The organism is Prochlorococcus marinus XMU1419, from assembly GCF_017695955.1.
Classification (GTDB): domain Bacteria; phylum Cyanobacteriota; class Cyanobacteriia; order PCC-6307; family Cyanobiaceae; genus Prochlorococcus_A; species Prochlorococcus_A marinus_AD.
Window position 1 is genome coordinate 14,930 of record NZ_JAAORO010000003.1, and the last position, 12,232, is coordinate 27,161.

At 30.2% G+C, this 12,232-nt stretch carries 18 protein-coding genes; 4 read left to right on the forward strand and 14 right to left on the reverse strand.

What is annotated here, in order from left to right; translation table 11 throughout:
* Positions 1–300: 300 nt before the first annotated feature.
* The 8 genes from HA151_RS06110 to psbF all read right to left on the reverse strand — a co-directional run bounded on the left by HA151_RS06110 (position 301) and on the right by psbF (position 6,652).
* Positions 301–1,041: an amino acid ABC transporter ATP-binding protein gene (locus HA151_RS06110; protein ID WP_209106609.1), complete on the reverse strand. Its 741-nt coding sequence runs from the start codon at positions 1,039–1,041 to the stop codon at positions 301–303.
* 10 nt (positions 1,042–1,051) lie between these two features.
* Positions 1,052–2,095 carry an amino acid ABC transporter permease gene (locus tag HA151_RS06115; protein ID WP_209106610.1) on the reverse strand — a complete coding sequence of 348 codons (1,044 nt, stop codon included), beginning with the start codon at positions 2,093–2,095 and terminating at the stop codon, positions 1,052–1,054.
* A 7-nt stretch (positions 2,096–2,102) separates the two neighbouring features.
* Positions 2,103–2,996, reverse strand: a complete 894-nt coding sequence (locus HA151_RS06120) for an ABC transporter permease subunit (protein WP_209106611.1) — start codon at positions 2,994–2,996, stop codon at positions 2,103–2,105.
* Between the two features lie 26 nt (positions 2,997–3,022).
* A complete protein-coding gene (locus HA151_RS06125) occupies positions 3,023–4,072 on the reverse strand; it encodes an amino acid ABC transporter substrate-binding protein (protein ID WP_209106612.1) in 1,050 nt (349 codons plus the stop codon).
* A gap of 458 nt (positions 4,073–4,530) precedes the next feature.
* A complete protein-coding gene (locus tag HA151_RS06130) occupies positions 4,531–4,839 on the reverse strand; it encodes a hypothetical protein (RefSeq protein ID WP_209106613.1) in 309 nt (102 codons plus the stop codon).
* A gap of 314 nt (positions 4,840–5,153) precedes the next feature.
* Positions 5,154–5,567 carry a hypothetical protein gene (locus HA151_RS06135; RefSeq protein WP_209106614.1) on the reverse strand — a complete coding sequence of 138 codons (414 nt, stop codon included), beginning with the start codon at positions 5,565–5,567 and terminating at the stop codon, positions 5,154–5,156.
* Positions 5,568–6,154: 587 nt separating this feature from the next.
* Positions 6,155–6,340: a hypothetical protein gene (locus tag HA151_RS06140; protein WP_209106615.1), complete on the reverse strand. Its 186-nt coding sequence runs from the start codon at positions 6,338–6,340 to the stop codon at positions 6,155–6,157.
* Between the two features lie 15 nt (positions 6,341–6,355).
* Positions 6,356–6,652 carry a cytochrome b559 subunit beta, long form gene (gene psbF / locus HA151_RS06145; RefSeq protein ID WP_209106616.1) on the reverse strand — a complete coding sequence of 99 codons (297 nt, stop codon included), beginning with the start codon at positions 6,650–6,652 and terminating at the stop codon, positions 6,356–6,358.
* Positions 6,653–6,875: 223 nt separating this feature from the next.
* Here psbF and HA151_RS06150 point away from each other — a divergent pair, with 223 nt between their 5' ends.
* The 4 genes from HA151_RS06150 (at position 6,876) to HA151_RS06165 (ending at position 8,881) form a co-directional block, all read left to right on the forward strand.
* Complete coding sequence (locus HA151_RS06150; RefSeq protein WP_209106617.1) at positions 6,876–7,244, forward strand: hypothetical protein; 369 nt, start codon at positions 6,876–6,878, stop codon at positions 7,242–7,244.
* A 666-nt stretch (positions 7,245–7,910) separates the two neighbouring features.
* Positions 7,911–8,183, forward strand: coding sequence for a DUF3303 domain-containing protein (locus tag HA151_RS06155; RefSeq protein ID WP_019480434.1), 273 nt, complete (start codon positions 7,911–7,913; stop codon positions 8,181–8,183).
* Positions 8,184–8,398: 215 nt separating this feature from the next.
* Positions 8,399–8,653: a high light inducible protein gene (locus HA151_RS06160; RefSeq protein ID WP_209106618.1), complete on the forward strand. Its 255-nt coding sequence runs from the start codon at positions 8,399–8,401 to the stop codon at positions 8,651–8,653.
* Complete coding sequence (locus HA151_RS06165) at positions 8,654–8,881, forward strand: hypothetical protein (protein WP_209106619.1); 228 nt, start codon at positions 8,654–8,656, stop codon at positions 8,879–8,881.
* A gap of 30 nt (positions 8,882–8,911) precedes the next feature.
* Here the strand turns inward: HA151_RS06165 and HA151_RS06170 are convergent, their stop codons facing one another.
* The 6 genes from HA151_RS06170 to HA151_RS06195 form a co-directional block, all read right to left on the reverse strand.
* A complete protein-coding gene (locus HA151_RS06170) occupies positions 8,912–9,172 on the reverse strand; it encodes a hypothetical protein (RefSeq protein ID WP_209106620.1) in 261 nt (86 codons plus the stop codon).
* A 119-nt stretch (positions 9,173–9,291) separates the two neighbouring features.
* Positions 9,292–9,930 (reverse strand): SOS response-associated peptidase, encoded by a 639-nt coding sequence (locus HA151_RS06175; RefSeq protein ID WP_209106621.1) that lies wholly within the window; start codon positions 9,928–9,930, stop codon positions 9,292–9,294.
* Positions 9,931–10,315: 385 nt separating this feature from the next.
* A complete protein-coding gene (locus tag HA151_RS06180; RefSeq protein WP_209106622.1) occupies positions 10,316–10,558 on the reverse strand; it encodes a hypothetical protein in 243 nt (80 codons plus the stop codon).
* A 12-nt stretch (positions 10,559–10,570) separates the two neighbouring features.
* Positions 10,571–10,795: a hypothetical protein gene (locus tag HA151_RS06185; protein WP_209106623.1), complete on the reverse strand. Its 225-nt coding sequence runs from the start codon at positions 10,793–10,795 to the stop codon at positions 10,571–10,573.
* Between the two features lie 173 nt (positions 10,796–10,968).
* A complete protein-coding gene (locus tag HA151_RS06190) occupies positions 10,969–11,676 on the reverse strand; it encodes a hypothetical protein (RefSeq protein ID WP_209106624.1) in 708 nt (235 codons plus the stop codon).
* Positions 11,677–11,728: 52 nt separating this feature from the next.
* The gene (locus tag HA151_RS06195) at positions 11,729–11,986 is read right to left on the reverse strand and encodes a hypothetical protein (RefSeq protein WP_209106625.1); all 258 of its coding nucleotides are present in this window, start codon (positions 11,984–11,986) and stop codon (positions 11,729–11,731) included.
* Positions 11,987–12,232: the final 246 nt, after the last annotated feature.

Here is a 12,232-nt window from a genome sequence, read left to right on the forward strand (position 1 = left end):
AGTCTCATATTCAATCTATAGCTTCAGTTATAGCTTAAATCCCTTAGTCTCACTAACTACACACTATTGCTTTGGGAGCACTAGGTCGTAGGTTCGAATCCTGTCGCCCCGATTAACTTCTCACCATTCTTAAATACTCTCTGGGCGATCATTTGCTATACCTTGCTGCATTTTGCGTTTTGGCTCACTCTTGATGGAGATTAAATTTGCACAGCAAATCTGTAATAAATGGCTACTAGCTCTATTTTCATAAAAAACACCTCTGCTTATTTAAATTTAAATAGTTTTTTTATAAATGGATCAGTTGATTTGATTTAGAAACTTTCTACTCCTTTCATGTCTAGCGTTTGAAAAGAAAATTTCTGGAGAAGAGATTTCTAAAATCTTTCCTGAATCTATAAATAAAACCTGATCGCTTACTTCCTTAGCAAATTTAATTTCATGTGTTACCACAATCATAGTCATACCTTGATCAGCTAGCCTTCTCATTGCATCAAGCACTTCATTAATACGCTCTGGATCCAATGCACTAGTGGGTTCATCAAATAATAATAATTCAGGTTTTAAGGCTAAAGATCGTGCAATAGCAACTCGTTGTTGTTCTCCACCACTAAGTTGACCAGGGTACTTTTTTGCATGAGATTCTATTCCCATTTGACAAAGTAAATACATCCCATACTCTTCTGCTTCTTGTTTATTACGTTTTTGAACCTGAATCGGAGCAAGTGTTATATTTTCTAAAATTGATAAATGGGGAAACAAATTAAATTGCTGGAAAACCATCCCAACTCTACGTCTAATTTTTTGAATTTTTCTTTCGTCTGAATCTGCCCTAATTTTTATACCTAAAACATTTAATTCACCTTTATCAAAAGTTTCAAGACCATTAATGGTCCTAATAAGTGTGCTCTTCCCTGATCCCGATGGACCCATAATTACGAGAACCTTGCCTTGATCCAGGGTAAATGAAACTTTATTAAGAGCAAGAATACCTTTAGCATATGATTTGGTGAGATTTTTAGCGGTAAGTATTGGCTTCATAGATATAAGATTAATATCCTTTATTAATTGTCATTTTTTGCTCAAGTTTTTTTGAAACAAAAGCCATAATTGTGCAAAAAAGCCAATAGACGGAAGCTAACCAAATATATACTTCAATATATTGTCCTATGAATTCTGGATTGGCAAGAATACTCCTACTTACACCAAGTAATTCCATTAAACCTAAGATAGACATTAAAGATGTATTTTGAAAAAGCCCAATTAACTGGTTTGTAATAGCTGGCAATGCAACTCTTAAGGCTTGTGGAATAAGAATGTATATATTTATTTGATATTTGTTTAAGCCAAGACTTTTAGCAGCTTCTATCTGATTTTTAGGTATCGACTGTAATCCTCCTTTAATATCTTCAGCTATATATGCTGAGACAAAAAAAGTAAAAGCTATTACAGCCCTCCAGACACGATCTATTTCTAAACCGACAGGTAAAAATAAAGGTATTAACAATTGTCCAAAAAAAAGTACAGAGATAAGAGGAACAGCTCTCATTACATCAATATAAAAAGAACTTGACTTCTGAATTAAAAATATTGAACTTCTTCTGCAAAGAGCTAATAAAATACCAATTGGTAAAGAGAAAAGAATACTACAAGAAGTTATAAGAATTGTTAGGGTTAATCCACCCCAATGACGTGTCATTACTGGATTTAAACCCAAACCCCCATAAAGCAAATAAATTCCTAATGGTACTGTTCCAATCCATCCAAAAATTAAATTTTTACGAATCCAATTCCATTTAGGCCCATAAATTGTAATAAATGTAATAGATAAAAGAATGAAGAACCAAAGAATAGGTCTCCATTGCTGATCGATTGGAAAGCTCCCAAATACATATAAATTAAGATTTGATGTTACGACTTCCCAATTAAAATTTATAAATATCGAAGTTAAAATTTTAAAAATTAAAAAAATTGAAATCAGAAAAAATATAAAATTGCAGAAATTATATTTTGATTTTGCTAATAAAGAATTTTTAATTTTTTTAAATAAATTTGGATTTAAATTTGGATTTAAATTTGGATTTATATTATTCATTAATAAGTTATATCCTTGTTTTCATTATTGATTTATCGATGAATCCCATTATTTTTGTTATTACTAAATTAAGGATTAAAAAACTGCAAAGTAAAATTATAAAACACTCTACAGCTCTTCCCGTTTGGTTGATGATCGTGTCATTTATTGCATAAATATCTGCATAGCCTATAGCTATTGCAAGTGTGCTATTTTTTGCAAGATTTAGATATTGACTCGTAAGTCCTGGAATAAAAGCTGGTAATGCTTGAGGTATTATTATTTTAATAAATCCTTGTTTTTCGGAAATACCTAAACTTCGAAAAGCTTCCCATTGACCTATGGGAACAGACTGAATTCCACCTCGAATTACTTCTGCAATAAATGCGCTTGAAAATATACTTAAACCAAATAATAATGCTGAAAACTCTGAAGATAAATTAAGTCCAAATAACTCTATCCCTTTATTGGAAATGTTAATTCTATTACTTAAATTCAAAAAAGAATTATTTCTTATACTCAGAAATCCAACAAAATACCAACACATAAGTTGAATTAAAAGTGGAGTCTGCCTAATAAATGTGATATATCCAGCCGTAATAATTCTAAAAAATGAATTTTTACCTACTCTCAAAAAACCTATTAACGTTCCAATACAAGATGCTAAAACAAGAGATGAAATAATAACTTTCAAGCTATTCATCCATCCCATAAAAAGGGCCCAAGCATAACTGTCCGAAGGACTATAGGGCAAGGGATGTTCTGCCAAAGAAAAGCTTGCAGGCTTTGTTAACCAATTAAAATTGAATCCTATGCCTGTTCTTGTAAGATTCATTATTAAATTATTAGTTAATATCCCTAAAAAACCAAGAACGGCCAACATCAAAAGAATCTGAAAAAATATTTTTTTATTTTTACTCATTCTTAAATATAATTTATAATTTGCAATTAATTAAATGGTGGAGAGATATGTAAACCACCTTTACTGTAAATTTCGTTCAATCCTCTTGGGATAGGGACATCACTATCTATCCCAAGATTTCTATCATAAATTTCACCATAATTTCCAGTAGCTTTTATAACATTAACAACGAAATCATTTCTTAATCCGATTTTTTCTCCTAAACCTCCATCAACTCCAAGAAATCTTCTTAATGATTTTAATTGTGGATTATTTTCTGCAAGTTGAACCTTATCAGCAATATTTGATTGAGTTATACCTTGCTCCTCAGCAGCCATCAAAGCAAAAACTGTCCATCTCATAGCATCGGCAAGTTTCTGTTCAGACCCATCTGATGCAGGTGCTAAAGGCTCCTTACTTAAAACATCATCAAGAATAATATGATCTTTTGCATTCTTAAAACCTGATCTAGCTGCTGCCAATTGAGATCGATCAGAGGTCATCGCTTGACATCTACCTTGTAGATATCCTGCGACTACCTGGTTAAGATCTTGATATTTAATTGGGATATAGGGAAGCGAAAGACTTTCAAAAGTGTCATTAATATTTTGCTCAGTAGTTGTTCCTGAACCTACACATATAGACTTATTAGCGAGATCTTGAATACTTTCAATACCGCTATTTTTTTTAACCATTAACCCTTGCCCATCATGAAAAACTACAGGGGCGAAAGTTAACCCGTTCCCTCCAAAAGAATCTCTACTAAGAGTTAAAGTAGTGTTCCTTGACAACAAATCAATATCTCCTGTTTTAATAGCTAAAAATCTTTCAGCAGCAGTTAGAGGTCTAAACTGAATTTTTTCTGAATCTCCTATTATTGCTGCAGCAAAGGCTTTACATATATCTACGTCTAATCCTTTATAACTACCGTCTCCTTCAATAAAGCTAAAACCTGGGATTTTTCCGCTTACCCCGCAAATTAATTCATCTCTTTTTTGTATAAGGGATAGCCTAGAAATATTATCGTTTTGATTGCTAGCACAACCAGTTAAAAGAAGACCAAAAGCAGCAATTCCAAAGAATAATCTTTTCATCATATTTTTTTAAAACTTAATCAGTAATTTCTTTAATTTTAATGCGCAAGTCAATTAATAAACAAAATTTAAATATTCTCCCCCGATTGTCATAGAAACAATAAAACACTAGCCAATCAGCTTCTCTTTTTGTCTTGAGCGAACAATCCTCGGGCGATCATTCGCATAACTTTGCTATTTCATACTGTATTTGAGAGGAATATTGAGACTCATTTCTATAAGTCTTTCCTAAGAAAGAAGTTTTACTAGCACTTATTTATTTGATCTACTGCACAATCTGCTGATGGACTGCTTTGGGAGCACTAGGTCGCAGGTTCGAATCCTGTCGCCCTTACTCAATCAAAACAAATTCATTCTGGCGAGTTATGCTGACTCGCTTTTTTAATAGATAAATTTGTCCACGCCTAAAGTGGACAGATAGCGGGCATATTTATTGAAAATCAATCTTTTACAAGTATCAATTAGCTTCTTCTCACCCAATCAGGAGACCCACTAAACCAATCAGCAATATCATCATTTTTAGGATCAAAATGACTTTCAGTTTCCAAACCATCAAGTCCAAGTGATTGTATCAATCCATTTATTCCATCTGAATTTTGTTTTCCATATCTTCTTAAGCTGTTTGCTTTCTTTAACCATGTCCATATGGTTGAATTATGTTTTGCAAACTTTTCCACATAAATCCTTTCCTCCAATGAAACTGGTTCATCTATTGAAATCCTCTTAACGATATCCTTAATTTTTAAACGAGTCTTGTTTGTTAGAAACATAATCATAAAAGAAGTTAATGTTTTATAGAAGTTTTTTTTATAAATGTCTTGTCAATCTTTATTTCAAGAAAAAGTTTGTTTTAGGGTGTTTTCGTAGGCAAAAATATTCATTTCAAAATACACAAACCTATTTGGTAATATCTGCTACTTAAGATGATTTGAATAACTTATGTAGTGTCATGATCTATATAAGGTTATCTAACAAATTTAGGATTTTTTAAAGATTCAAGAAAATTAACTTTTCTTGGTTTACTTAACAGGCCTTACTTATTACTCCTTTGATAAAAAATAGTCAAATAGTAGGCAAAAAATGCTTAATTGAAGGGAAAAGTATTCTTAGTGGGAGATATGAAAAGCACCTCAAAAACAATTCCAGTCAAAGCAATAGGCAATACCCAAATAGCGATAAACCTATGATCAAAAAATCTTAAATGGTCTTCTCCTTTAAAAACACCTTTTAAAGAAGTGTACAAAGTTTCTGGTTTTTTATAAGAAGGGCCATACTTAATTGGAGAATATGGTTTTATAAATGCAAAGGAAGCTGCTAATTTTGCAATTTTTTCAATTAAATAAATAGGTAATACCCAGAGGGCTACATATCTTCCACCTAACCACTGTCTCGCATTAGGAAGAGCATAGTCTTTAATTGATTTATTATCTGGCATGCCAGATTCCAAATTCTTGTAGATATTTTCTAATGAGGATACTTTTTGTGATTTATTGTTCATTTGTTCTTAAGAAAAAATTAACCTTAAAATAAAAATATTCCTAACTACTAAAATAACTAAAACGTAGTTAAGAATATTTTCGTTGGCTAGGTTCATAAAGACGGAATCTATACCGTTGCAGATTCGCCAAATATCTACATATTCTTTATAAATAAAAAAATCTTTTTTAAAAAGTAAATAATATACATAATCATGAATTAAATTTAATGAACGGATTTATATAGAAAATTTACTTTAATATTCCTGAATATTAAAAAATATTTAAACCTCATTTTCTAAGATTGCGAAAAAGAAAATGAGGTCAAAGGGAGGTTCTCATTACGAACCGCTTTATCAAAGCTAGCGGTTAGTAGATTGCCCTAATATCTACTTATACATTTATACAATGAGTTTTAAGATACAGGAAGATTTATTTTATACAAATAAGTGTTTAATATTTTATGTATTTATTGCTTAGGAAAAACTAATTAATGTACTTACTATAATTATTGAAAGATGAAAAAATCCATAAAGAGAAACTGCAAAAAACAAATACTGTTCTATTGGAATCATGACAAGGTATTAATTTAAACGTAAGAAAAATTTGATTAATTTTTTGTTAGAAAGATATTCTCTAAATTATAACTTTGTTGTATTGATTCATCTTTAACATAAGTATTTTTTGGCAAATTATTATTCGTAGAATTAAAAGCACCCCATTTTTTTAGCCAAAATAAGGTATAAAAAAATGCAACTAAAAATGGTGCTCCAACAATTAAAAATCTAATGTCCATAAAATTCCCTATTAATTAATAAGATTTAAACTGCATTGCCAATATTGCTCCAAGGAAGAAAACGGTTGGAATCCCTAGGGCATTTACTGCTGCTGTTCTTACAGTAAATACTGGATAACCCTCTGTTGGTCTGCCAGTATCAGGAATTAATGCTGAATCTTCCCACACTTGATAATTTTTAAAAGGAGCTACTCCTCTCTTTGGTAATCCTAGTGGTGTTAATCTAAATACATCCCACCTACCTAACCAAAAGACTGTAAATATCCATGAGAATATTATTGGTGTAATAACAAGTAAAATCCTGAAATCCATTTCTAAAAAAAGTAATAATAAATTTGATTATTATTTTGTCTTTTTTAGTTAAATAAATGATTTAATCATTAACTTATATTTAAAGAAAAACCCCTATTAACATTGTTTCTAATCATTAGTAACATCATGAAATGATTAATTGATTTATTTAAAGTATATTTTTTTGGATTGCGATATTTAGATAATTTTTTTGTTGTAGATTTTAGTTACTTAAAATAAAAATATGGAAACCTTTAGATTCTTACTTTTTGGTTTTGCAGGAGTTAGCTTAGTTTTCTGGGTGGCAATAATAGCTTTATGGCATGCATACATGTTTCCAAGATTCTTCAATGAAGATAAAGGTTTAAATTCTGTTATCAATCAAGAAATAAGCGTTTCTTCAGATCCAATTTTAGGCAGTTTGGTTAACAGCAATAATTTCAGAAATAGAAATAAATATTCAATGAAAAGTTTTGTTATTGCAGACTTTTCATCTACAAGAAATAATTTCAAACTAAATAAACTCTACACAACAGTAATGCTAGGAGTTACTTTTGCAAGTTTTATTTTTCTCACTTATGGATTAAGCAGTTCAATAACAACGGTAAGTTAAATGGAATCAATATATGTAATTGTTTTTATTACTTGCTTTGTTTATTTAATTTTTGACTCATTCAAAAATATAAATATTAAATAGATTACTAATGTTTTTTGCCAGCTAATAAAAATTTTCTTCTTATATAAAAGAATACAAGTGTAGTAATTATCATTGCAGGTGGATGAAATGATATTGAATTTAGATATTCGAAGTAATCAAATGATTCCAAAATTTTTGCTCATAATTTCTTAAAACTATATTCCATCTCAAAAATTTTTATTGATTTAAATAGATCAATATCTTGTATAAAATGCTATTCACATTTTTCCTAACTAATATTTTGCGGTCAAATATTACTTTATTTGTCACGAAAAACTTCGTAGAAACAATCAACTAATTAGATATATCTAGAAAACCTAGTGCTGAGCTATGGCTCTTAAGTGCTTTGGGAGAAATAGATCGCAGGTTTTAATTCTTTCGCTCCGACCCAATCAAAGCTAATTCATACTAGCGAGTTACCCAGACTCGCTTTTTTATTGGAAAAATTTTTCCATCTCACAAGTAGACAAATAGTGGGTAAATTAATTTAAAGTCGATCAAAAAAAGAGGCGTAATTAAAATTATTTATTTTCAGAAATTATTTTTTTTGCTAGTAATAGAAAGCCAATAATAATTAAAAAAATGCTTTATGTTCAGCATTGGTCATTTAAGGCCGGATATCATCAAAAAGGTGCAGAAAAATTTCTTGGTGGGGGGGGAGATTATCCTGGAGTTGAAATGATTGGAAGGTATCATGCACCTGGTTCTTTAGAGGGTTGGATAGTTTTAAAGACTGATGATCCAAAGGCAATATATCAACATGCCGCTGAATGGGGTGAATTTCTAAATTGGGAAACCACACCTGTATTTACTGATGAAGAAGCTGGTCCAATAGTTGCCAAAGTCTACTCATAGAAAGAGATTGATAGTCGATCTATCATAGAGGGATAAAACCCTCTTTTTTTATGAGAAAATTTCTTCGCAAGAAATAGAAAGTCAATACAATTTGATCAAAATGATTTTAACTGAACCCGAAAAGTATAAAGATGCCATTGAGGCAATTAAAAAAGATATTAAACAACATATTTTAAAAAACCTTTTTAGTATGTTTAGGATTCAAATTTAACAAAATGAATAAATTTAAAGATAATTTTTCAAGCGAAAGCTTCTACCCAGATAGTAATTATTATCTCGAACAGGAAAATATCACTAAAGAGACTCCAATTTTGGAAGATCAAATATCCAATATGGGGAGGAATTTTGAATGGCCTAATAGCTATTGGTTTATTGCAGAAAGGACCAATGGTCGACTCGCAATGATTGGATTTATGGCTGTGATTATTAACTACACCTTATTTGGTTGGATAGCATATCCTTTCCTATAAATGAGTAATTTAAATTTTGATAAAAATGGAGTTGATAATTCGGGAGTCCATTGGCTTCAATATACTGCGTTTATTGTAACTGCATTTGCTATTTATTTTTGTTGGGCTTTTTTTAATGATGCTAACTTTCACCACTTTTCTATCAAAATATTCAAGTTCTGGAATTGCAATGGATATAACCCGTTAAATTATTGCGCAATGCGTTGGAAAGTAGATTTTTATCCTTAAAAACAACTTTTAAATAAGCATTTCATCTTCCTATTTAATACCCAAATATCTTTCGCAATAATAATTAGCTAATTCGCGATTGTTATAGTTTTTTATTTCCTTTAAATTAAGCGCCTTTATCGCTTCATCCCCTTTAATTTGGTAACTTGAATTTAATTTCGCGCAGGTATCCTTTATTTTTGCTTCCTTATCAAAAGGGGTTCTGAGATAAAAAGCAAAAAAGAATAGGAACAAACCAAAAGTTACAAGTTTTCTATGATTTTTCCACCACTGATAAAACTTACTTTCCATAATCAAAAAGGGGTTATTACTTTAATTTTAAATCTAATGTCAATCAATTTACCTTAAATTGTTCTCTTATTTACTTCAGAAAATAATCCAAAAAAGATCTATAGGAATAAGTTTCTCATTTAAAACAAACTCATTTGATCAGTCTTATTTCTCTTTAAATTTTCTACCACCCATCCATCAGGTGACCAACCCATCATAATTGGAAGCAAACCTTTTAATTCATCAATATCTTTAACTTGCTCTGTCCATTGTTCTTCATATCCCTCAGGCACAACCACGGGCATGCGGTGATGTATAGGTTGAACTAATGCATTTGGTTCGGTTGTTAAAACACAGCAACTTTCAATTTCGGCACCATCAGGTGAGTACCACCTGCTCCAGATTCCTCCTAACCAAAAAGTCTCATAATTCTTCTTGCGGATACGATATTTTTTTTCAAAAAAACCACTTGCTGGTATTAAGCACCTTTTATGTTTCCAACTTCCGCTAAATAATTTTTTTTCTTCCACAGTTTCTGATCGTGCATTAAATGGTCTAGGTCTTTCTTTATCAAATGGGTGTTTGGTCCAAGGAGAAATAAAGCCCCATGACATAAAAGTAGTTTTAATTCTTCCCTCGTTCTTAATAACAAGAATTGGGTCGATAGGTCTTATTAAATTTTGAGTCTGATATTTTTTATCAAGTCCGATAGGATAGTCTCGTTTTAAAATCTTTGGTAGGTTTACAAATTTAGTTTTCAGTTCAAAACTTCCACACATTTAATTTAAAAAATTACTTGAACATTCATTCTAAAAATGAAATAAATCATTTTGTTTTAGATCGACTTTAAATATTCTCAGAGGAAATAATACCAACTTAATCATAAAGACCTTTCCATTTAATAATAAAGTGATTATTTAGGTATTATAAAGTTTCCTCAAATTAAAATTGAATGTTTGAAGATGATGAAGTGTTAGACCCGATACTCTATTTATCTATTTTTTTGGATTTGGAATACTATTCGTATTAATCTCTTCTTTCATAACGACGACGACAATAACGATGGAAGAAAGTATATTTTCAGTGCCGAATACACTAAATTAGCTTAGTAGATGCTTAGTTGTGAAAACGTAGTTGAAATCAGTTGAGGTAAAAAAGGTTTGATTAAAAACTTAAATTACATTTATTGGCATATGTTTTCACTTCCTTTTTCAGATTATCTGATACTTCACCAAAAGCCTCTGGAGTTGTTGCAACTTTAACTGCCATTGTCACCATAATGCAACCATCAGAACCTAATTCAAATAATTTATCAGCATTATTTAATGCATCTTTGACCATACTATTTGCATTAACAGCAGTAGGTAAAGCCAGAAAAGCTAGTAGTGGGATAATTGAGAATTTCATTTTCTTCTGTTTTTAATATTTAAGAATAGGTTTGTGTAGTTCGCAATAACCAATAACAGCAATAGAAAAGTATTTATATTCATTAAAAAAGAGGGTTGCTATACCCTCTAATGTATATGTAATGTCAATTGAGCCTAATTCTAAACCATATTTTTCAATCAAAAATAAGGTATATAAGGAACTTCTGTTTTCATTGAGTCGCCATAATAACTTTCGGCCGACTTTACTAATATCCAATAGATGAAGTTTAGGAATGATTTTTCCATAGGAATATCTATAACTTTCCTAATTCAAATCAGAATTTCAAATTAAAACAACGTAGAAAATACTTATTTAAAGTTCCGATTCAATTCCGTAATTATCATCAACATTTTTGTATTCAATAAAATAATTGCGTTTTAAATAGTTTATTAACATAAATTATTTAAGAGCTTAATTGCTACTCCCTCGACTTTTGAATATGTAAAAGCCTCACGCTCTAAATTCATAACCTCCTCTGATTTATTGCTATACAAATTATGAGACAAATTTAAATTTAAATTTGTTGAGTACTCCAGTGGTAGACCAATCCTTTTAGGGAATTTGTTTCTAGATCCGCTAAAACAGCTTTGCGCTACATGAATAGCCTCATGACTTAATACATTAAGAAAAGTTGGAGAGCCCATCTCGACCACTCGATAATCGATAACAATGGTATCTTTACTAGGAATCCAAAGACCTAATGCTCCACTTTTAATAGAATCTAATTTGTTATTTATTTTTAATTCATTAATCTTTCTTAAGAGGTTAATTATATCTTCTCTATCTTTTTTATAGAAATCAGGTCCTAGTAAAACTCTTTCCTTTAACTCTTCTAATGAGATTTCACCTTCACCAGGCTTTTTAGTGTATCTATAAAATGATGATCCGTCATTATTGTAAATAATCTTAGGTGTTAATTTTTTATCGGCTTTATAAAGATTTATTCTTAAATTATTTATATTTATTAATTCATTATTAAGACGCTCACTCGAAAAAGGTTTAGATGGATTTTTCCTTATTTGAGCTGAACAAGAAATCAGTAGAGGTAATAGAAAAAAAATTATAAAAAAATATTTTTTTTTAATTAATAAAAACATTTTTTCTCTTTTGCTAAATAAATATTTTACGAAAACCCTTAAAGTTATTTATTCAGAAAAGATTTTGCTGAGTTAATTTTTTACAATATTCTCCAACGAACTTGACCTCGACCTCAGTTGTTAAGGCTGCCTCCTCGGCATATAACTTTGATGATTCTTTATCATTAATAAAGGCTTTCAGTTTGGCGCAAGCTCTTAAATCAGAATCATATTTTGCCGATTCTTTTAAACTGCTAGAAATACTAAACAAAAAATATGAAATTATAGTTAACAGAGCAATTGTAATGTTCTTCTCAAGAAATTTAGTCATATAAGAATTTTTTTAGTGTTCATTATAAAAATAATTAGATAAAAAAAGGGTTGCAGGTAATTTCAAAAGGCTTCAAGAGTAGAAAACCATTTATTGAGCTAAGTTAACACTTTTGTTTCCCAAAAATCGTCAACCCATTTTCAAAAATTTTTTATTCCAATTTAAGCCAAAATAACACGCATTTTCAGGCAAACAAACTAATCTAAGAGTTACTTAAGAAGTTTTAGAAAAAAAAGAAACTTACTA